Genomic DNA, 19,396 nt, shown 5'->3' with positions numbered 1-19,396 from the left:
TCGGCCCGGAATAACGTTATTCGGTCCCCCAATAACACTATTCGCGACAAGATAAGCTTATTCCCCCTCGGAATAAGCTTATTTGTTTTGGAATAAGCCTATTCCCGGAGAAATAAGCTTATCCGGCTCCCGAATAACGTTATCCGGAGCCGGATAACACTATTGTGGACCAAATAACGCTATTGCCGGCAAAATAGCGTTAACGCGAGCGGGATGAGGGCTACGCAATGGAAAGGAAGTGCCGGGGGGCGGGGGGGGGTGCCGTTATGGACGGCCCAATCGGGTGCGGCGGGCATCGGTGAGTCAAGGGTGGGTGTCCGCGGAGCGGGGTTGGGAGGAAAAGGCGAGGCGGCTGCCATAGACGGCAGCCGCCGAAGTCAGGTCAGATAATGATGAGTTCGACTACCTTGGACCACGGAGAGGCACCGGCATCGTTCTGGACTCTGGCCCTAAAGAAGGCCCTTCTTGCCGCCTCGAGTTGATGGATGGTGAAGTTGCAGCTGTGGCCGGTCTTTATGGCACTCCAGGAATCTTCGCGGGATGGGTCCCCGTAGCAAATCTGGACCAGGACGCTCCCTTTTCCTTCCCAGGCATTCACGTGAACCTTGACCGCCCCAGATTCGCCATGGAGGTGTGTCACCGTGAACAGCGTCAGTTGCTCCGGGGGGCCGACCTTGGTGTTCCTGGTGTGTTTCTTCGCCCTTTCCACGCCGATGGTGTCGAGATGGCTCGGGTCGTTGGTGTGGGTGGCGAACATCACCGTATGCTGGCAGCAGAAAATGACATCCCGAAGAGCCGTTTCCCGTGCGGCATCTCTTTCGGGTATCTTGCTGGGGTCATGTTTCGCTGCGATTGAAGTCGCCTTGATTCTGGTTGAATGCTCCCTCATGTTATCCCCAGCCGGGACGCATGGGGAGCGGTTCGGGAGCTGGAAGGCTGGATGCACATCCAGAAGACCACCCATGTTATCCAGGTGGAGAGCCAGGTCCCCGTCGCTGTAGTCCTTGAGGGCCTGGATGTTGAACGCTTCGCTCATATCGGCCTCCGTTATGATGTCTGGTTGCTGTGGTCACGTGACGGGGATAAGTATTAGTCGGGTCCAATAAAACGTCAACCGGCTCGACGCACTTTTTTTCGTACCTCGCCTGTCAGCGGCGTTTCCAGAGAGGGTTTCTCCGCAGACGGCAATACCGATCACCCAGAGCGGCATAATTTTCGGAGGGGCGTGGGCGCTGGCGTGGCCAGGTTTCAGGCAAGCCCCAGCGACGGGAGTGAGCGCTACGTATCTGCTACACAAACGACAAAAAGGCCAGTCGCAATGACTGGCCTTTTTGTAATGTGGCGGAGAGATAGGGATTCGAACCCTAGGTACCTTTCGGTACACCTGATTTCGAGTCAGAAATTAGCCACGTTTCAGCCATTTCAGGGCGTTTCAATTCGGTTCATCATGTCTGATAAACAATAATGATTGCAGATAATTAGCCTGTTTTTTAGGCGCCTGCCGTTTCAACTCGATTCAACTCGTTTCAGCTCCAGCGAGGCCAATAGAGACCATACTAGAGACCATACTAAATCGAGTAAAGACGGCCATCCGCAGCAAGTTTCGCTTGCATAAAGACCATACTAGAGACCATACTAAGTCGGATTAAGCGGATTACCAACCGAATCGGCATGAGAGAGGCCATGAAATTCACCGACGTCTATGTCCGCAACCTGAAAACCGAGAAGCGCCTGGAAGATATCCGGGAAGGTGAAGGCGAGGGGTTCGGCATCCGGGTCTTTGCCACCGGGGCCAAGGTCTTCTTCTACTTGTACCGTTTCGACGGCAAACGCCGCTTTATGCGCCTGGGCGATTACCCGACTGTGTCTCTTTCCGAGGCCCGCAAGCGGCTGACGGCCGCCAGGAAGAAGCTGGATGAAGGGAAGGACCCACTGGGCGAGCGGATGCAAAACGCCATCGACCGCAGGCGCACCCCCTTCGTCGCCGAATTCATCAAAGAGTACATCGAGCGCCATGCGAAGCTCCATAACCGGGGGTGGAAGGAGATCGAGCGGGCCCTCAAAGTCAACCTGCTGCCCCAGTGGGACAGGCGCAAGATCAGTGACATCAGGCGGCGCGACCTAGTGGTGATCCTCGACGAAATCGCCGACCGTGGGGCGCCGGTTATGGCGAACCGGGTGCTCGCGTATACCCGGAAGATGTTCAGCTACGCGGTGAAGCGGGACGTGATCGAGACGAACCCGTTCATGGGCATGGACCGGCCGGAGCGGGAGACGTCGAGGGAAAGAGCCCTGTCCTGGGAGGAGATCCGGACCTTGTGGAAAAACCTGGACAGCTCCGGCATATCCGACAACGTCTGCCGCTGCCTGAAATTGATCCTGGTGACGGGACAGCGTCCGGGAGAGGTGATCGGTATGCACACCAGGGAGATCAACGGCGACTGGTGGACCATTCCGACGGAGCGCTCCAAGAACAAGCAGGCGCACCGGGTATTCCTGACCCCGCTGGCAAAGGAGCTGATCGGAGAGGGCGAAGGGTACGTTTTCCCATCGCCGGCCAATCCGGGGAAATCCCTCGAAGTAAGGACACTTACCAGCGCGATCAAGGGGGGCCTCCCCCACACCCCGGAGAGCAGGGTGGAGGACAGGCTCAAGGTAGCCTACTTCGTCCCGCACGACCTGAGGCGCAGCGCCGCTACCTGCTGGGCCGAGATGGGGTTCTCGGGGGAGCTGATCGACCGGCTGCAGAACCACATCACCAGGCAAAAGCAGGGGGTGGGGCATGTCTACAACCGCTACTCTTACGACCGGGAGAAACAGGCAGCGCTGGAGGCGTGGGCGCGCAAGCTGATCAGCATCACGACCGGTCGCGACACCTCGAAGGTGCTATCCATCGTGCGTAAGCCCCGGTTGGTGCAGGAATGACCCGCTAGAGGCGCGATCTCGCCACCAATTCCTTCTTAATATTCATCCAGCCGAACATTTACAACTTAATCTGTTGTATTTATGTCATATCTATGAGATAAATCTATTCATAAATCTATTCAGACGCTAGGCAACCCATGTCCCGCACCAGATCAGACTATACCGACCGCCTTCTGCTCTATCTCTCCTCCGGCGTCTTCAGCTCCGAGGAGATCCAGAAGCGACTGGAAATAAGCCAGCCCACCGTCTCCCGCCTCATCGCGAGCCTCGGGAGCCGCGTCGTCGCCATCGGGCAGGCGCGCTCACGGCGCTACACCACGCGGCGCGATCTGCGCGGCCTGGGGGGCGAGTTCCCCGTCTACCGGATCGACGCGGAGGGAAACGCCCGCCGTTTCGGCGTCCTTGACGCCATAGCCAGGGATCAGTACCTGTGGCGGCCGGAGGGAGCCCCCCCCGAGCAATACAAAAGCCTCCCCTGGTTCCTCTCGGATCTGCGCCCCGAGGGCTTCGTGGGGCGCTCTTTCGTCATGAGGCTGCACGAGGAACTGGCCCTTCCCCCCCGCGGCAACGACTGGCAGGACGACCATGTGCTCATCGCCCTGGCACGCCGCGGCGAGGACTGCATGGGGGACCTAGTCATCGGCGAGGAGTCCCTGGAGCGCTATTTCCGCTCGGTCCGGGAACCTCAGGCACCGCTTCGGCCCGACGAACTCCCCGATGCCTACCCGGGCATGGCCCGCCTCGCCATGGAAGGACAGCCGCCAGGCTCCTCGGCGGGGGGCGAGCACCCGAAGTTCACCGCCGTTGTCGAGCGCGACGGCACGGCTCGGCACGTCCTGGTGAAGTTCTCTCCCCCCCTGGACTCGCTCGAGGGGAGGCGCTGGGCCGACCTCCTCGTCTGCGAGCATCTTGCGCTGGAGGTCGTTTCGGAAACGGGGATTCCCGCGGCGCGCACAAACCTTTTGCATGCGGATAACCGGGTGTTTCTGGAGGTGGAGCGCTTCGACCGCACTGGGAGGTTCGGTCGCCTGCCGATGGTTTCCCTAAGGGCGGTGGACAACGAGTTCTACGGTCATCAGGACAGCTGGGTCCTGGCCGCCCGGAGGATGGAAGGGGATGGTCAACTCCCCCCGGGGGACGCGGCCAATCTCCGCTGGCTCTCCGTCTTCGGGGACCTGATAGCGAACACCGACCAACACTTCGGCAACGTGTCCCTGGTCCCGGCGGAGACGGGGGACTTCCGGCTGGCGCCGGCCTATGACATGCTCCCGATGCTCTACCGCCCACTTGACGGCGTGCTGCTTGCCCGTACTTTTACCCCTCCCGGCTTCGCTTCCGGTGCTCCCGAGGCCTACGCCTCGGCGCTTGCCCGGGCCCTCCTTTTCTGGGAGCGGACGGTTGAGGAACGCCGCGTTTCGGAGGAGTTCCGAGGCATCTGCCGGTCGAACCTTGAGAAGCTTAAGGCCCTGGCTTCAGGGCCGCGTCTGGTGGTTTAGGGCTTCCGGGGGCACCTGGAAAAGAGTCAAAGCGGCCCCCCACGGACCCACTTGAGGATCCGTTCCCGCTCCTTGGGCGAAGACTTTTCCAGCCTGGCCGCCACGTCGCGCCCCCAGATCTCGTAGCGCTTTTCCTCCTCGAAATGGCTGTCCAAAAGGGTGTAGCGCACCATCACCGCGCCGAGGGAAACGGTGGCGATTCCCACCGCGACCGCAACCAGCATGAGGCGCCAGTTCAAGGACATCCGGAAGAGTTCTTCCGCGCAGGAATCGATACGTGCCGCTTCCTTGCCTAGGCTGTCGTGGAGAGGGCGCAAGGTGCAGGCGATCTCTTTCTGGGCCACTTCTCCAAATGCCCGCACCAGTTGAGGCGGCAGATCCTTGAGGAGATAGTCGTTCAGCCTCCGGTAGGACCGCTCGGTTTGTTCCTGTGCCTGTTGTGCCCGGGCCGAGGCGTCTTCCGCCCGGTCCAGCAGGGCCTGGTAATATTTCTTGCTCTCCTGATCCTTGGGGGGTGGCGAGGGCACCCGGGAATCGTGCATGCCGCAGGCGTCGAGCAACTTGTCCTTGGGGGATTTCCCGTCCATGTTCACCTCACCTTGGCCGACCGGATGACAGCCGCTATGCCGTCGGTGAGCGAATCGACCTGCTCGCGCGTGGCCAAAAGCGGTAGCACCTCGGAAAGGGTCTGCACCAGAGTTTCCACATCCCGCGCCAGGAGAACGTGGCGATCCTTCAGTTCGGAAATCTCGTCCCGCAGCTCGGCCAGGGAGGTTTTTTCCTTCCGGGCACGGGTGGAAATCTCGGGAAAATGCTCGACGATGCAGGCCCGGATCAGCTCCGAAACCGTTACCGTCCCGCCTCCGATCTCACCGAGTTTGCGCACCTCGCTCTCCAATTTTTTACAGATTTCCGGCGGCAGCCGGACGCTTGTTTTGGCCATGGGGGGCTCCTCCTTTGTGCGTCGGACGGCGGCGGACGGCGTGGTACCACGCAAGCTATCAGGTTTACAAACCCTTTCACCGCTTCTGGCGCCAGAGCGTCCCACGCCGTCCGGCGCGAAAGTACGGAGGAATTCGCGAAAAGGACGCCCGGCGCAGCCCGAAGGGCTGCGTGAGGTGTGAAAGGAAAATCAGCCGAGCGAAGCGAGGCCCGCCTGACCGCAACAGCCTCGAAGGTAAAGCGCACCGCAGCTCCCCGGAACCTCCCCGCGCTCAGATCTTAAAGCCCATGCCGGGAAGCTTCGGAAGCGTCAACTCCAGCTGCCGCTCCACCACCTTCTGCACTTGCCGGACCTGCAGCACCTGCTCCGGAATTCTCAGCCCGGGAGCACGCACCAGGGGAACGATATGCTCGAGTGAGGGAGCCCTGCGTACCCCATCCCCACGCTTCAGCATGACCCGCTCCAATTCTTCGATGCGCCTGTGCAGAACATGCGCTGGCTCGGTGATCTCCCTTTGCTGCGCGCGCGTGATCTCCCGCACCGGTTCCCTCGCCTTGTCGAGCGTCGAACTCTTGCGGTCGACGAACTGCACCGACCGTTCGAGATCCTCGATGGAGTTGGTGAGGACGCGGGTCGCGAAGCGGGCCCGGGTGACGGCGACGTTGAGCGCGTTGTAGCTCATCCTCCCGTAGGACTCCAATTCGTTTCCCGGTTCCAGTTCCATCCCTTTCTTTCGGTGCACCGGCGCGTACAGGATGGAGTGCTCCACGGTTGCCCCCTGACTCTTCTGGATGGTGAGGGCGTAGGCGTGGTCAACGTGCCGGTAGGTTTTCAGGTCGAGCGACACTTCGCGCCCCTCCATGTCGACCCGCATCCGCCCGGTCGCATCGATCTCCCGCACCACCCCGAGAGAACCATTTTGCACCCCGACTCCCCGGTCGTTTTTCAGCGTCACGATACGGTCGCCAACGGAAAAGCTACGCTCCTCCTCCCGTAGAAGGGTGGTGCGTCCCGGCAGCTCGGCAGCGGAGAAATCCTTCACCACCTCGCGGACCACCTTGCGCCGTTGCCGGTCCAGGGTCTCGAAGGACAACTCGACCTGCACCCGGTTACGCTCCCGGTCGAGTCCGACCACCTTCCCCTCGGCGTGCAGCCGGGCTCCCCAGGCGACCGTCCTCCCGTCCTCGGTCCGCTCGCCGGAAAAGTGCAGCGTGTCCCCGAGCTGGTACCCTTCGACGGTGATCCCCTGGCGCACCGGTGTTAGTACCGGAAAGCTCCTCCCTTCTTCGATCTCGCCTCCCGTAACGCGTGCCTGACGGATCTCGCGGTTTAAATCCCTGCGCGCCTCGTTGGTGGTGGTCACGAGGAGCACCTGCTGCGTCTCTCCCACCGCCGCCCGCTCGGGAGTGCGCGAAAGCTTCCGGCTCTCCTCCAGGTAGTGCTCCACGGTGGCCCGGTGCAGTTCCAAGGGGTCGGCTATCTCCAGCACCTCCTGGCGCCTCTCAAGGGAGCGGAGTGCCTCCCTCGCGTTCACGGCAAGCTCCCGGTCCTCCCGGTTCAGCCCCTTCGCGATTTCCAAAAGCCCGGGATCGCGCTGCCTGAGGATCTCGGTCAGGTGCGCGTAGTCCACCTCCTCTTTGAGACCCAGCTCCCGCACCTGGCGCAAGAGGTCTCCCGCCTGGATCCCCTGCATCTGCTTCGAGTCTCCCAAAAGATGAAGCTTTACCCGAACGCCCCTTTGCCGAAGCTCATCGGCCACGTCGAGCAGACGCTCCGCCTGTCTCGCTCCGAGAAAACCCGCCTCGTCCACCCGGAGCACCACCTGGGTCTCCCGCCCCTCCGGAATGAGGATCTTTTCACCCGCGACCACTAGCATGGGCGGCTCGCCATTCGCCCTCTGTAGGGCAAATTTGGAAGCCGGATTTGTATTTTCGAAACTGTCCAGGGTGAGGGCGGGCCTTCCGGTAGCAAGGGACAACTCCCGGGCCGCCTTGCCGGTATAGGAGAGGTTGACGGAGAGATGCTCCCTCCCCTCGGGGCACAATACCTCCTCGTTGAACCTCTCGATGATCTCCAGCGTCGAGGTTTTGGCGGTTCCGGGATCCCCGATGGTGAGGGCGACGCCCCGGCTCCCGGTCAGTTCCAGGTGAACCTCGGCTTTCTGTCCGGCCGTCAGCCGGACGCCCTTTTTCTCCTGCCAAAGCTCAAGATACGCCTCGACCTCGGGCGCGCGCGCGACACTCTCGAAGGCGGGGAACTCCCTGATCCTCTCAAGATTCCGGGACTCAAGCTCCAGCATCTCCCGGGTCGTGTACAATTCCCGTCCCCTCGCGTCACGCCCGAGCCGCTGCACGTCCGGAGTCCCGCCGTCGATGGCGAGATTCAGCTCGGCTACGGAGTGCTCCCCCCCGGAGACGAGCACCGCCTGGTCCAGAAGTCTCGCTCGGTCCAGCACCGCCTCGCGCTCGGTGAGATCCCGGACGGCCAGCTCCACCACGCGCGAGGCGTCTGGAGCGGTGCGGGAGATGGCAAGCTCCCTGCCCCGTTCCAGCTCCCGCCTTACCTGGGCAAAGGAGGTGCCGCACTCCTCGAAACCCCGCTCGAAGATCCGGGTCACTTCCTCCCTGGTGATGCTGCGCTTGGGGTCCCGGCTCTCCAGCGCCGCCATCTCGTAGAGCCGTGCGTGGGGCACCTCTGCAAACCTCCCCTCGGTCCTCCAGCGCTCCACCTGCTCCTCGATGGCGAGACGTCGGGAGGAGAAGTGCTCGACGAGGTGCGGGTCGATCCCCTTCAACTCGATGAACATCTGCGAGCGGTCCCGCACCTCCACCTCAAAGCCGCGCTCCGAGAGTTCGCGGGCGAGCGCCTGCCGGTACAAAAGCCCCAGGGACTTCTGGTCCTGGAAGATGGCCCTCGGTTCGTTCGCTCGGAAGCTCCCGTCCCCAGTGTGCACCGCGTTAACCACGAAGACGTGGGAGTGGAGCTGCGGGTCCACGTTTCGGGAGGTGGCGTGGTCGAACTTGGCCGCCACCATGCCGCCGCACCTGATCCCCTCGGGGCTGCGGTAATGGGAGTTAATGTTCCTCCATGTGCGGCAGGACCGAGAGCACCGCCGCGTCGTGTGCCTCCCTGACGCCGTCCACCCTGGCAGCAAAGGCGACGGAGACCGACTTGGGGGCGGAGAAGGTGCAGTCGTTCCCGGCACGGTGCGTCTCGATGGGCAAACCGCTCTCCCGGTCCCGGCTCAGTTTGGGGGCGACGATGCGGTTCCCCTGCAAGTCCTCCCCACGGCACAGGGCCCGGAACTCCTCTTCCCCGACCGGGCCGTCGAGTCCCAGGGCCTGCGCTCCACGACCGTACCAGAGGCTCGCCCCCTCGTTATCGATGCCCCGCAGGTAGTAATCCTCCCTGGAGAAGTACCCGCCCGCCTGCCCTGCAGCCATCCCCGCTGATACCGACATCATCGCTGGATCTCCAGCCCCCGTTCCAAAAGCTGATAGAGTCTACTCCAAAGCCCTATACGGCATTGGCAAACTTTAACAAACAATGAGGGTATTCCAATGGGCGCCGCAGGGGTAGATTATTATTGTTATTCATTAACCTTGCGTGCTATGCTGCGCCCGCCAGGGGGAGACATGAAATCGCGCCTGAACCTCAAACCCGGGCAGAGAGGGACGAAGCATCTGGTGGAGAAGTACGGCGCTGCGCTGCTCTACGTCCGGTACCGTTACGACGAGGAGCGCGGCGTCAGGCTGAAGACGGTGGAGATCGTCGTGGAGGAAAAGCCATGGCGTCCCCGTTCTCGCTTCCGCGAGGAGGACCTGGTGCAGGTAATGGTCGGCTATTCTGAGCAGGACCTTCGCGCCAAGCTAAAAACCGCAGGCGGAAGATGGAACGCGGAGGATAAGGTTTGGCTGGTTCGCTACGGCTCTATTCGTGGCACGGAGTTGGAGTGCAGGATCCTCGACGATTCCAGACCGCTCGGCAGGTAAAAGCATCCTGGAGAAAATGCAAATAATGCATCCTCAGCAGGATACTTGTATCCCGTATGAGATGCCGACATCCTAAATGAGATGCTTTGTCTAACCGGTCAATAACAATGTTGAAGACTTATTGAGGTGATACATGAAATTGCGGCCACTCATAGAACCATTTTTTGTTGGTGCTACTATTCATATGGTTTTATATTTAAGCATTGTCAAATACAATTCTGAATATGGTCCTTTCATGTGTGATGGCTCGGGTTGCTGGTATCTTTTGATAATCGACTTTCCAATGTCTTTATTATATCCAGAAGGTGGCAACTGGGGAGTTTCAACATATTCTCCATTTCTTGGCTCCTTCTGGTGGGGACTAGTGCTAATTACAGTATTTCAAACACTTAAATTCATGAATAGGACTAAAAGTGAGTAGCGAGTTGGGGACGCAGGTAACTTATGTAACTTAGTAAGAGGGGACGTCCATGCGAACTCGATTCTCTGGCCCCATTGCTGTCCCATAGCTTTCAAAGCAGCGCCAGCTGCGGGTTTGGCGTAATTTGAGGTGGTCGAAATAGGTGGTCGAGGTTCCGGCGCTCGAACAAATTCATCTGTAATAACCGCAACATCTGCTGCGCGGACAGCCCGAGCTTCGATTTGAACTTCAGCCACGCGAGCAGCAGGTAAACGCACATGGCAATCCAGAGCTGAGTCTGGACAGCGTTCTCGGAGGTTCCCAAGAATGTCTTCACCTTCAGGTTCTGCTTGATCCACTTGAAGAACAACTCGATCTGCCACCTCTCCTTATAAAGCTCTGCGACAACGGCAGCTTGCAGGTGGTGAGCGTTGGTGATGAACCGGTACTCGTTCCCGTCTTCTGCGAGGAACTGGACGAGCCGGAGTCTGTCTTTGACACCTTTGAGTGCGATCTCTTGGTCAACTTACAACGCCTTTAGCTTTCCGGCCGCGGCGCTTCTTGAAGTACTCGACCAAAGCGTTGTCCTTCAGCCGGGCAACAAAGAATATGCCGTTGCTGGTGAGCGTCTGGTACCAGGTGTAGTCGGTGTAGCCGCGGTCGAAAACCGCGAAAGAACCCGCCGGCAGTTTCAGGGCTCTGGCCCAGTTGATTTCGTGTTCCTTGCCGGTCGTCATATCAAAGAATTCTGGCAAGTAGCCATCGGCTGAGAGGCCGACATGAAGCTTGACAGCCCCCTTCTTCTGCTGGTATGTGGCCCACGGAAAGACATCCAGGCTCAGCTTGATGATGGTGGCGTCCAGCAAAAACAGCTTTGTGTTCAGCTTGAATCGGTTCTTCGGCGCGATGGCTTGGCAACGGCCAAGCATCTTATGAAACAGCTCTTTGTACAACTGGTGCGGCTGCTCCTCGTTCACTCGGGCAAGCGTGGTGCGCGGAACCTTCTTCATTCCGAGATGATACAGTTTCTGGCCTTGCGCTGCCAGGTTCTCTACCAGATCACGCAGTGTTTTACGCCCCGAGAGTTGCCCGACAAGCAGTGCCATAAACTGAGTCCAGCGGTTGAAAGATCTGAAGCTGCCACCTACGTGATGTTTGCGGGCGAGGGATTCAAATTCATGTCTCTTGAAAAAACTCACAACCTGATTAAGGACTGTGCTATTATGGGCCACGGCTCGGATCTCCTTGTGTTTATTCGTGTTTTGGCGAACTGAATATACCACAAGTAGCTCTCCGAGCCTCTTCTTTTATGTATCAACTATGGGACAGCAGTGCTCTGGCCCGATACCTTCGGGAGCAGAAATCCCAACAAAGCGCGTAGACCGGTCTCCGCAGTTGATGAGAGCGGAAGAAAGCTGAAAGGGGACGAGTGCTCCGCCGGTCACGCCGCGCCGTTGTAGTAAAGTTAAAGCCGTGAGCCCACGGGGTAACCCGTTTAACCGAAAGAAGGTGGTGGCAAAGACTGTGCAAGTAATCTGTCCAAGATGCGGGTACCATAAACCTGTTGATACCGCTACCATTCCTGTTGATGCTATTGCCAACTGTCCAAGATGCCGACTGAGGTTCCGCACATTTCAAGGCCCGGCTCACCAACAATCTTTTGGTAAAAGGAACGACAAGCCGTGCAGCACCTGGAGGGGCAACAGTCTTCCTACTGCGCTGCGAGAAGAAGACATAGAAAAGGGCGATGGCGGCGGTGCGGCTCAGGTTATGGGGGGAGCCGGTGAGACCGTCATGCCTTGCCGTGCCAAGACGACTGGTACCGCATCCCAAGTGGCAGAGGCAGCGGACGCCATTGATAAGGTAAGGAATGGAATAGGAGACAGCACCTTTCTTGGTAGATTATCTCTTGTCTCTCTCTTAACTGGATACCTCCTGTTTGGAATTTCCTTATGGCAACCATCCTTGATGATCGGTTGGCTCGATGGGAATGACACACTCCCCGGGCTGCATTGCCTAATAGCCTCACCACTTTTTGCTTTCATGATCCTAACGGGCGGCAGCTGCGGCATTTTTTATTCCATCCTCGGACTGTTACTGCCGATTTGTAACCTGTTAGTTTTTGCCTCTTACCGGCTGCATCTCTACTACAAAAAATCACCTGATATTTCTCTGTTGATTGCGACCGCGGTTTTTGCGGCGATTGCTTGGATGTACCCTGTACACGCGGAACGCTTTCCGGCTATCGGAGGCATTGGTTATCACCTCTGGGCTACCTCTATTACCTGCATTTCCTTCTCGTTTTTCTTGGAAGCTTGCAATAGGAGGTCTACAGAAAGAGGCTGTGGGGGAAGAAAAAGGGCAGTACCTGATCTGGGGCGTATGACAGGAAGGTGAAAATGACGAACTGACGAGACAACTTAAAAAACAACATGATTAACAAGCCAAAGGGGTCAGCCCCTGACACGTGAAAAAGTTGACAATCGGAAACGACCGCAGTAGCCCAACCAAACGGGAGGACCGGTGAATCCGGTCACCCGCTGCCGCGTTGATATGACGGGAGCAACCTGACTATCCCCTTAAATCTTTCTCTCGTCCACCTCCCCCAGCAAGGGGAACAGAGACCATACTAGAGACCATACTAAACAAAAAATGCAACAAGGGGTTACAACGCTGTCGTTGTAACCCCTTGTTTTTATGGCGGAGAGATAGGGATTCGAACCCTAGGTACCTTTCGGTACACCTGATTTCGAGTCAGGCACCATCGACCACTCGGACATCTCTCCGGATATGCTCTTTCAGACGACTCGAGTTCGTCGGAGCAGAAAGATATACCTTATTCCAAACAGAAATTCAAGCCTTGTTTGGCGCCTTCGTCAGTATGTGAGACCGGCGTAGAAGTCCTGCAGGTACTGACGCTGTGTCTTTGTGAGTACGCCTCTCGTGTCTATCTCGGACAGAATGCGCCAGATGAGCCCGAGCTCGCTGTAGACCCGCAGCACGGCGGTCAGCTTGTACCGGGCGTGCTCTTCGGACGCAATGGTCCCCTGCAGAAGTTCTTCCGTGTAGGCGGCCAGCCGGGAAACCTCGTGATGGGTCGCCATGATGGATTCGGGGGTGATTTCTTCTAGTTGCATAAGCCCCTCTCAGAGCGAATAAAAATGAGTTTATGCTCTTAGTTTCGGCTCAACTGCACCAGAGATTTAGATTTTTTTTCTCAGCAGGCGGGAAGGGCTTTCTCCTTTTTTTTCTGCGCGCGCAACTTGGCGAAAAAATTGGAGAGGATGGAGGATGTCTCATCCCCGCGGACGCAGGGGGTGAGAACGACGCTGTGGTTCAGCCGTTTGTCGTCGGAAAAATCGAAGAGTGAGCCGGCTGCCCCTCCCTTGGGGTCGTAACTTCCGAAGACGACGCGGTCGATCCGGGAGAGGATGATGGCCCCCATGCACATGGTGCAGGGTTCGAGGGTGACGTAGAGGGTCGCGCCGGTGAGACGCCAGCTGCCGAGTTTCTTGGCGGCCTTGCGTATGGCGATCATCTCGGCGTGTGCCGAGGGATCCTGTTTGCTCTCGCGCAGGTTGTGCCCGCGCGCGATTAGGGCGCCGTCCATCACGATGACGGCGCCGATGGGGACTTCGCCTATCGCCTCGGCCTTGCCCGCCTGCTCAAGCGCCTTGCCCATCCAGTAGTGATCGTCTTTCAGCATGGTTCCTTCTTGTAACAAAAGTGCGAATTCTCCCGCCGCGAAAACGGAAGCGGAAAAGGAACGCCGGCCTTGAACGTAGAACGTTGAACGTTGAACGGTTTAATCGTTAGTGGAGGCCCTCTCCGGTGCTGGTCATGACGAGCTTGCCGTGTTTCACGCCTTTAACCCCGATAAGTTCGTCGGCGATCCTGCGGACGTCCCGGGCCTTGCCGCGGACCACCAGGACTTCCAGGCAGTTGTGGGCGTCCAAGTGGACGTGCAGGGCGGAGATGATCTGGTCGTGGTGCGCGTGCTGGTGCTCGGTCAGCTTGTCGGAGAGGTCGCGCACGTGGTGGTTGTAAACCAGGGTGACGGTCCCGACTCCTTCCTTTTCGCCTTCCTCCCAGTCGAGTTCGACCTGAGCGGCCCGGATCAGGTCACGGATCGCCTCGGAGCGGTTGGCGTAACCTTTCTGTTCGATGAGCCGGTCGAAGCTCTCCAGCAGTTGGTCGTCCATGGAAATACCGAATCTGACTGTCTCGCCCATGCGTTGCACTCTCCTTGATGAGGGTGACTCACTATACGTGAAAGGTGCTGCGGAGTAAAGATGCGGCGGGATGAAGGGGGCGGGCAAACCACAGAGGCAGGAGAGTGGAAGGGACTGGCACCGTTAGGTGCCTGTCCCTCTAGCGGAACGCTCTATTCCGCATGCCCCCCTAGGGGGACTGGCACCTGGCGGAGCCGGTCCCCTCCTTCGGCTAAGGGATTACGGCCTTAGGTAGCTGCGGATGCCGGGTTCGAAGTTCACCGGCTCGAAATCGAAGGTCTTGCGCCAGCTGCCGTCGCAGGTGCTTCCTTGCACGAGCATGGCGATCTGATCGGAGGTGACGGGAAAGAAGGAGAACCCCTCGAAGAAGGGGACGATGAGACGCATGAGGGGGAGCGGGTTCTTTATCTTGGCGACATGGCTCTTCCCCATCACCTTGCCGATGGTGTCGAGAAGCTGGTTGTAGGTGTAGCGGTCGGGACCGCAGAGGTCGTACTCCTGCCCTATGGTGTCGGGACGCTCCAGTGCGTCGGCGAAGCAGCGGGCGACGTCGTCGGCGGCGATGGGCTGCAACTGGTATTCGCCGTCACCGATCACCGGCATGGCGGGGAAACTGCGCAGGTATCCCGCGAGCTTGTTGATGAAGTCGTCCTTCGGCCCGAAGACGATGGAGGGACGAAAGATGGTGTAGTCGAGTCCTGAGCGGCGGACCTCTTCTTCCGCTTCGTATTTGCTCTTGAAATAGTGCGCGGTGCTGTCGGCGCGCGTGCCGAGGGCGGACATTTGCAGGTGACGGTGCAACTTCGCCTTTTTGGCCGCGGCTATGACGTTGCGGGTGGCTTCGACGTGAAGGCGCTGGAAGGTGATGCCGCGCCCGGGGAATTCGCGGATGATGCCGACCAGGTTTATCGTGGCGTCGCAGCCGAGCACCGCGTCCTCGAAGGTCTCGGGGCGCGTCACGTCACCCTCGATCTCCTCGACGCCGGGCTCGACTGCGGCGGGACTTCTACGGTGCACGAGAAGCCGGATGCTGTGCCCGCGCTCGAGCAGCGCCTCCCGTACGTGTCCGCCTATGAAGCCGGTGCCGCCGGTCAAAAAGATCAACATATACCCCTCCGGTGCGGGGAACAGCGCTGTAGGCTCCCCGTTTCAAAGTCATAATACCGTCGTTAGTGTAACAGCTCTTTCCCTAATCTCCATTTAAGTGGGGAAAGTGTATACAAGATCTTGTGCTCCGGAGTTTCTTGTGTTAAAAAGCCTTTCACAAACAAACGCTACAGGAGACCGTCCATGGCTGAGCAAGGTGATGTCTGTTACACATTTGAAGCAGCGATAGAAATGGCCGCCCAGATGGAGAACGAAGGGTACCGTGCGTATCTTGCCGCACTGAAAGTCGTGAAAGACAAGGCTGCGCGCCAGATCATCAAGGAAGCGGCGTTCGACGAGCTGGAGCACAAGCACCAGTTGGAAAAGGCGCTGGTGGAAGGCGAGATGAAGGGGGGGGAAGGGCTGCAGCAGCCGGTGCCGACCATGAACCTCGGCTACGTCCTGCCGAAGAAGGACCTCCACTCCGGATCGACCGCACGCGACGCCCTGGCCTACGCCATCCACCTGGAGAAGGGCTCCATCGATTTCTACGACAGGATGTCCCGCGGTTGCGAAGGTGCGCCCATGGCGGTGCTCTTCAAGAAGATGCTCGCCGACGAGTCCCGCCACCTGCAGGAGCTCGAGGACCTCTACGAGCAGCACTTCATGCCCGAGAACTAGGCGGCAACGGGACAAACGGGATAAAAAAATCCCCTCCTCGTAACGGGGAGGGGATTTTTATTGTCTGGTCGGTGAGGCCTAGAGGATCTCAACCAGCCTGAGGTCGAAGTTGAGCGCCTGGCCTGCAAGCGGGTGGTTGGCGTCGATGGTGATCGATTCGTCGGTCACCTCGGTCACGATGACGTTGAAGATCTGCCCGTCCTGCTGGGTGACCTCGAGCTGCTGCCCCACTTCCGGGTTCATTTCCGCCGGAAGCTCGGTGCGCGGCACAACCGCGATCATCTCTTCCATCCTCTCGCCGTACGCTTCGTCTACCGGGATGTGGATGGTCTTGCTCTCGCCGACGGCGAGCCCTTTAACGCCTGCGTCGAAGCCCGGGATGACCTGGCCGGCGCCGACGGTGAACTCGAACGGGCCGTGGTCGTGGCCGCACTCGCCTTCGCCGCACTCGGAGCTGTCGAACACGGTGCCGTCATCGAGTCTGCCCGTATAATGAACCTTTACGCGGTCCCCTTCTTTAGCTTGTGCCATTTTCTATTCTCCTTGATATTGTTGGATAAAGACCAGAGGATATCAGATGCCCAAGATATTATCCACCGTTTCTTCCATCGATGCACTCGGGAAGTGACAGCCCTGCCGGCAGCAAAAGTCCCGCCGTCCGCTCACAATTTCTGCGTGGCCAAAATCCCGGGGAAATGGTATGTATCTTCCGGGGGTGCCCATGGAAACCAAGAACCGATCCCTTCTTTTCACCGGCCTCGTTGTGGATGTCGAGCAGATGGATGTCCTGATCGGCAAGCAGGGGTGGTACACATATCAGATAGTACGTCATCCCGGGGGCGCGGCCGTTCTCGCGTTGCACGACGACGGCTGCATCACGCTTATCCGCCAGTTGCGTCCCGCGGTGGGGGATTTCCTGATGGAGATCCCGGCCGGGCGCCTTTCCAAAGGAGAGGACCCGCAGCTGTGCGCGGAGCGCGAGCTCCTCGAGGAGACCGGGCTGAAGGCGGAGAAGCTGATTTCACTTGGCCTTTTGCACCCATCCCCCGGTGTGTTCGACGAGAAGATCCACCTCTACCTCGCCACCGGCCTTACCCAGGGTGACGCCGAGCCCGAGGATTACGAGGAGATCTCCTGCGAGAAGGTCCCCTTTGCCGAAGCCGTGGCGATGGCGGCGGACGGCCGCATCACCGACGGAAAAACCATAGCCGCGCTTTTGCGCGCCCAGAGACATATCGCATGATACTTACCGCACGCATAGATGCCGAACAGGCAGGACTCAGGCTCGACGACGCCGCGAAGGCGATTTTCCCGCAACTCTCCAAGGGGGAGATCCGCCGCGTCATAGACTGGGGGGGGTGCAACCTGAACCAGACGCTGGTCCGCGTGGCGTCGCGCCAGGTGAAAGAGGGGGAGGAGCTTGCCCTCGGTCTCATGGATGCCGAGCGCTGCATCGATCTCGTCTACCAAAAGCACGAGCTGCTCTACGAGGACAAGGACTTCCTCGCCGTGTACAAAGGGGTTGGTTTCAACAGCCAGCGGACCCCGTACCAGCTGAAGGGGACCGTGGAGTACGCGGTCGAGTGCTACATGAGGAGCATCGGCCTGCGCGATCCCTCCCGCGTGGTGCACCGGCTGGACCGCGGGACGAGCGGCGTCATGTTCTTCCCCAAGCACAAGCAGGCGGCGACCCTCATCTCGAACCTCCTGAAGGAGGGGAAGGTGCAAAAGACCTACTGGGCGCTGGTTTCCGGGTCTCCCGACGAGCAGAGCTGGAAGGTGGATGCGCCGCTCGACCGGGTGAGCAAGTTCCGTTACGGCGTGTCGCTGAAGGGCAAGCCCGCCCGCACCGTCTTCTACGTTTTGGGAGAAGGTAACGGGGTGAGCGCCATCGAGGCAAAGCCGCTTACCGGGCGCACGCACCAGATCCGCGTGCATCTCGCCCACTCCGGTTTCCCGATCATCGGGGACGAGAGCTACGGGGGTGTTCCGGCCGCACGCATGATGCTGCATTGCCGGGCCATGCGCTTCACCGGCCCCAGGGGGAAGATCATCGAGGCGGTGGCGCCGCTCGATGCGGATTTTCTCGAGGCCGCGCCGCAGGGCGTCTTCGAACAGCAGGAACAAGCGGCGGAGTGAACGAGGCACCGTAGGGGCGAATAATCATTCGCCCGGACCCAAGCCCTCACCCCGACCCTCTCCCGGGGGGCGAGGGAGAGTGGACCGTTGTTAAAGTTGGTAAGGACAGCCTCCTGCGAGGCGAAAGAATAAGAAAAGGGAGGTTACATGAAGAAGAGAATTTTGCTGGTGCTGTTGCCGGTTGTGCTGCTGGTGGCCGGAGCTTTTGCGGTGTGGGGTGAGCAGCAGGGAACGATGCAGCCGGGCTGCAACAAGTGCGCGAAGATGGCCCAGGCTCAGCAGGCTCCCTGCCCCAATTGCCCGAAGGCTGCCGCCATCGAGCAGGGTGCCGCCGCTCCGTGTCCGAACTGCCCGAAAGCGGCCAACATGGACAAGGACGCGCCTTGCCCCAATTGTCCGTTGAAGGGTGCAGACGCGAAGCCCGCATGTGACAAGTGCCCGAAGGGTGCCGCGGCAATGCCTGCGTGCGACAAGTGCCCCAAAATGAAAGGGGCCGAGGTTGCTCCCACGGCCGCCGGTTGCGCCAAGTGCGCCAAGATGCAGCAGCCCGATCAGCCGGCCGGCCAGCCGGCTCCGAAGGAGTGCTGCAAGAAGAAGGCTATGTAACTGCCGGAAACAAGAAGGGGGACCGGCGGTCCCCCTCATCCTGTTTCAGCCCACCCTCCTACGAAAGGGGCCATCTGCTTGTGTGCGGATCGAACTCAGTCTGCGCCGCCGCGGCGGGGTTCCCTACCAGAAGCGCCCGCACCGGCGCCCCGTCCCCGTCCTTAAGCTTCATCGGCAGACAGATCAACTGATACTCTCCCGTGGCCACGCCGGTCAGGTTCACCCCTTCGATTACCGGAATGCCGCCGTTCAAAAGGATCCGGTGCACTTCGCCGTCGCCGTCCATCGGTTCGACGGAGAGATAGTCGACCGCCACCAGTTTCACCTTGTGCTTGTGCAGGTAGTGGGCGCCCTCCGCGGTGAGCGCGGCGAAATCCTCGTGGAACCCCTTGTCGTCCCAGAAAGCGGAGTTGTCGGTCTTGATCAGGAGACGTTCCACCCCCTTCACGCCTGCCTTCTCCAAGTCCTCCGCCCCGATCCTCTTCACCCCCTTGATCTCCACGACCAGTGCCTTTCCGATCAGGAGGTCGAGCGGGATTTCGTCCACCGTTATGCCGGTATCGTTGAAGTGGCGCGGGGGATCGATGTGCGTTCCGGCGTGGGTGCCGAGGGTGATGCGGGACACGTTCGCGCCGTCACCCTTGGCGATGCGGTGCCAGGGATCGACGGTCATGGATGGATCACCGGGATAGGTGGGGAGATCGGGGGACAGGGCGACGGTGATGTCGTGGATTCTCATGGGGCACCTCCCGGGTCGGTTTAATGTGCGGCGGCACCGGGAAAGTATAACGCAAAATCAAAGGGGCGCGGCATCCCCCCGTTCTTCCCCCCTCCCTGCCTCCCCCCTCCGGGGGGAGGTATTAACGAGGCAGCGGGTTGCTAGCCTTTGGGGCCTT

The 19,396-nt window shown here is 59.6% G+C and carries 18 protein-coding genes, 1 tRNA gene and 1 pseudogene; 7 read left to right on the top strand and 13 right to left on the bottom strand.

Annotated features, from left to right (window positions below; all coding sequences use genetic code 11):
• Positions 1 to 382: 382 nt before the first annotated feature.
• The gene (locus D6Z24_RS00740) at positions 383 to 1,036 is read right to left on the bottom strand and encodes a fibronectin type III domain-containing protein (protein WP_129124629.1); all 654 of its coding nucleotides are present in this window, start codon (positions 1,034 to 1,036) and stop codon (positions 383 to 385) included.
• A 647-nt stretch (positions 1,037 to 1,683) separates the two neighbouring features.
• Here D6Z24_RS00740 and D6Z24_RS00735 point away from each other — a divergent pair.
• Complete coding sequence (locus D6Z24_RS00735; RefSeq protein ID WP_162605053.1) at positions 1,684 to 2,925, top strand: tyrosine-type recombinase/integrase; 1,242 nt, start codon at positions 1,684 to 1,686, stop codon at positions 2,923 to 2,925.
• Positions 2,926 to 3,062: 137 nt separating this feature from the next.
• Positions 3,063 to 4,421: a type II toxin-antitoxin system HipA family toxin YjjJ gene (gene yjjJ / locus D6Z24_RS00730; protein WP_129124627.1), complete on the top strand. Its 1,359-nt coding sequence runs from the start codon at positions 3,063 to 3,065 to the stop codon at positions 4,419 to 4,421.
• Between the two features lie 26 nt (positions 4,422 to 4,447).
• On the opposite strand, the gene D6Z24_RS00725 is transcribed toward yjjJ, so the two are convergent.
• The 4 genes from D6Z24_RS00725 to D6Z24_RS21900 form a co-directional block, all read right to left on the bottom strand.
• On the bottom strand, positions 4,448 to 5,008 hold the full coding sequence (locus D6Z24_RS00725; RefSeq protein ID WP_129124626.1) for a hypothetical protein: 561 nt from the start codon (positions 5,006 to 5,008) through the stop codon (positions 4,448 to 4,450).
• Positions 5,009 to 5,010: 2 nt separating this feature from the next.
• On the bottom strand, positions 5,011 to 5,364 hold the full coding sequence (locus tag D6Z24_RS00720) for a hypothetical protein (protein ID WP_129124625.1): 354 nt from the start codon (positions 5,362 to 5,364) through the stop codon (positions 5,011 to 5,013).
• A gap of 271 nt (positions 5,365 to 5,635) precedes the next feature.
• On the bottom strand, positions 5,636 to 8,518 hold the full coding sequence (mobF, locus tag D6Z24_RS00715; RefSeq protein WP_281274994.1) for a MobF family relaxase: 2,883 nt from the start codon (positions 8,516 to 8,518) through the stop codon (positions 5,636 to 5,638).
• A complete protein-coding gene (locus D6Z24_RS21900; RefSeq protein WP_129124623.1) occupies positions 8,439 to 8,828 on the bottom strand; it encodes a relaxase domain-containing protein in 390 nt (129 codons plus the stop codon). The genes mobF and D6Z24_RS21900 overlap by 80 nt, the downstream gene beginning before the upstream one ends.
• A gap of 171 nt (positions 8,829 to 8,999) precedes the next feature.
• Here D6Z24_RS21900 and D6Z24_RS00705 point away from each other — a divergent pair, with 171 nt between their 5' ends.
• Positions 9,000 to 9,356, top strand: coding sequence for a hypothetical protein (locus tag D6Z24_RS00705; protein WP_129124622.1), 357 nt, complete (start codon positions 9,000 to 9,002; stop codon positions 9,354 to 9,356).
• A 512-nt stretch (positions 9,357 to 9,868) separates the two neighbouring features.
• On the opposite strand, the pseudogene D6Z24_RS00700 reads toward D6Z24_RS00705, so the two are convergent.
• From D6Z24_RS00700 to D6Z24_RS00675, 6 genes and pseudogenes are all read right to left on the bottom strand, one after another.
• Positions 9,869 to 10,988 (bottom strand): annotated as a pseudogene (locus D6Z24_RS00700) (IS4 family transposase).
• Positions 10,989 to 12,454: 1,466 nt separating this feature from the next.
• Positions 12,455 to 12,542, bottom strand: a tRNA-Ser gene (locus tag D6Z24_RS00695).
• Positions 12,543 to 12,632: 90 nt separating this feature from the next.
• The gene (locus tag D6Z24_RS00690; protein ID WP_129124621.1) at positions 12,633 to 12,893 is read right to left on the bottom strand and encodes a hypothetical protein; all 261 of its coding nucleotides are present in this window, start codon (positions 12,891 to 12,893) and stop codon (positions 12,633 to 12,635) included.
• Positions 12,894 to 12,973: 80 nt separating this feature from the next.
• On the bottom strand, positions 12,974 to 13,462 hold the full coding sequence (gene tadA, locus D6Z24_RS00685; RefSeq protein WP_129124620.1) for a tRNA adenosine(34) deaminase TadA: 489 nt from the start codon (positions 13,460 to 13,462) through the stop codon (positions 12,974 to 12,976).
• A 106-nt stretch (positions 13,463 to 13,568) separates the two neighbouring features.
• Entirely contained in the window at positions 13,569 to 13,988 is a 420-nt protein-coding gene (gene nikR, locus D6Z24_RS00680; protein ID WP_129124619.1) for a nickel-responsive transcriptional regulator NikR, read from the bottom strand.
• 219 nt (positions 13,989 to 14,207) lie between these two features.
• Entirely contained in the window at positions 14,208 to 15,095 is an 888-nt protein-coding gene (locus D6Z24_RS00675; protein ID WP_129124618.1) for a complex I NDUFA9 subunit family protein, read from the bottom strand.
• 183 nt (positions 15,096 to 15,278) lie between these two features.
• Here D6Z24_RS00675 and D6Z24_RS00670 point away from each other — a divergent pair, with 183 nt between their 5' ends.
• Positions 15,279 to 15,755 carry a ferritin family protein gene (locus D6Z24_RS00670; protein ID WP_129124617.1) on the top strand — a complete coding sequence of 159 codons (477 nt, stop codon included), beginning with the start codon at positions 15,279 to 15,281 and terminating at the stop codon, positions 15,753 to 15,755.
• Between the two features lie 78 nt (positions 15,756 to 15,833).
• On the opposite strand, the gene D6Z24_RS00665 is transcribed toward D6Z24_RS00670, so the two are convergent.
• Positions 15,834 to 16,286: an FKBP-type peptidyl-prolyl cis-trans isomerase gene (locus D6Z24_RS00665; protein ID WP_129124616.1), complete on the bottom strand. Its 453-nt coding sequence runs from the start codon at positions 16,284 to 16,286 to the stop codon at positions 15,834 to 15,836.
• A 190-nt stretch (positions 16,287 to 16,476) separates the two neighbouring features.
• On the opposite strand from D6Z24_RS00665, the gene D6Z24_RS00660 reads away from it, so the two are divergent.
• The 3 genes from D6Z24_RS00660 (at position 16,477) to D6Z24_RS00650 (ending at position 18,500) form a co-directional block, all read left to right on the top strand.
• On the top strand, positions 16,477 to 16,998 hold the full coding sequence (locus D6Z24_RS00660) for an NUDIX hydrolase (protein WP_129124615.1): 522 nt from the start codon (positions 16,477 to 16,479) through the stop codon (positions 16,996 to 16,998).
• On the top strand, positions 16,995 to 17,894 hold the full coding sequence (locus D6Z24_RS00655; RefSeq protein WP_129124614.1) for an RluA family pseudouridine synthase: 900 nt from the start codon (positions 16,995 to 16,997) through the stop codon (positions 17,892 to 17,894). Before D6Z24_RS00660 ends, D6Z24_RS00655 begins: the two co-directional genes overlap by 4 nt.
• A gap of 147 nt (positions 17,895 to 18,041) precedes the next feature.
• A complete protein-coding gene (locus D6Z24_RS00650) occupies positions 18,042 to 18,500 on the top strand; it encodes a hypothetical protein (protein WP_129124613.1) in 459 nt (152 codons plus the stop codon).
• A 58-nt stretch (positions 18,501 to 18,558) separates the two neighbouring features.
• On the opposite strand, the gene D6Z24_RS00645 is transcribed toward D6Z24_RS00650, so the two are convergent.
• Entirely contained in the window at positions 18,559 to 19,239 is a 681-nt protein-coding gene (locus D6Z24_RS00645) for a cyclase family protein (RefSeq protein WP_129124612.1), read from the bottom strand.
• Positions 19,240 to 19,396 lie beyond the last annotated feature (157 nt).

Source organism: Geomonas oryzae (assembly GCF_004117875.1).
Taxonomy (GTDB): Bacteria; Desulfobacterota; Desulfuromonadia; order Geobacterales; family Geobacteraceae; genus Geomonas; species Geomonas oryzae.
The sequence above is the reverse complement of the archived record's forward strand: the minus strand, read 5'-3'. Positions and strand labels throughout refer to the sequence as shown.

Coding starts and splice junctions, on each gene's coding strand:
- D6Z24_RS00740 (WP_129124629.1), bottom strand. CDS start 1,036: ATGAGCGAAGCGTTCAACATCCAGGCCCTCAAGGACTACAGCGACGGG.
- D6Z24_RS00735 (WP_162605053.1), top strand. CDS start 1,684: ATGAAATTCACCGACGTCTATGTCCGCAACCTGAAAACCGAGAAGCGC.
- yjjJ (WP_129124627.1), top strand. CDS start 3,063: ATGTCCCGCACCAGATCAGACTATACCGACCGCCTTCTGCTCTATCTC.
- D6Z24_RS00725 (WP_129124626.1), bottom strand. CDS start 5,008: ATGGACGGGAAATCCCCCAAGGACAAGTTGCTCGACGCCTGCGGCATG.
- D6Z24_RS00720 (WP_129124625.1), bottom strand. CDS start 5,364: ATGGCCAAAACAAGCGTCCGGCTGCCGCCGGAAATCTGTAAAAAATTG.
- D6Z24_RS21900 (WP_129124623.1), bottom strand. CDS start 8,828: ATGATGTCGGTATCAGCGGGGATGGCTGCAGGGCAGGCGGGCGGGTAC.
- D6Z24_RS00705 (WP_129124622.1), top strand. CDS start 9,000: ATGAAATCGCGCCTGAACCTCAAACCCGGGCAGAGAGGGACGAAGCAT.
- D6Z24_RS00690 (WP_129124621.1), bottom strand. CDS start 12,893: ATGCAACTAGAAGAAATCACCCCCGAATCCATCATGGCGACCCATCAC.
- tadA (WP_129124620.1), bottom strand. CDS start 13,462: ATGCTGAAAGACGATCACTACTGGATGGGCAAGGCGCTTGAGCAGGCG.
- nikR (WP_129124619.1), bottom strand. CDS start 13,988: ATGGGCGAGACAGTCAGATTCGGTATTTCCATGGACGACCAACTGCTG.
- D6Z24_RS00675 (WP_129124618.1), bottom strand. CDS start 15,095: ATGTTGATCTTTTTGACCGGCGGCACCGGCTTCATAGGCGGACACGTA.
- D6Z24_RS00670 (WP_129124617.1), top strand. CDS start 15,279: ATGGCTGAGCAAGGTGATGTCTGTTACACATTTGAAGCAGCGATAGAA.
- D6Z24_RS00665 (WP_129124616.1), bottom strand. CDS start 16,286: ATGGCACAAGCTAAAGAAGGGGACCGCGTAAAGGTTCATTATACGGGC.
- D6Z24_RS00660 (WP_129124615.1), top strand. CDS start 16,477: ATGGAAACCAAGAACCGATCCCTTCTTTTCACCGGCCTCGTTGTGGAT.
- D6Z24_RS00655 (WP_129124614.1), top strand. CDS start 16,995: ATGATACTTACCGCACGCATAGATGCCGAACAGGCAGGACTCAGGCTC.
- D6Z24_RS00650 (WP_129124613.1), top strand. CDS start 18,042: ATGAAGAAGAGAATTTTGCTGGTGCTGTTGCCGGTTGTGCTGCTGGTG.
- D6Z24_RS00645 (WP_129124612.1), bottom strand. CDS start 19,239: ATGAGAATCCACGACATCACCGTCGCCCTGTCCCCCGATCTCCCCACC.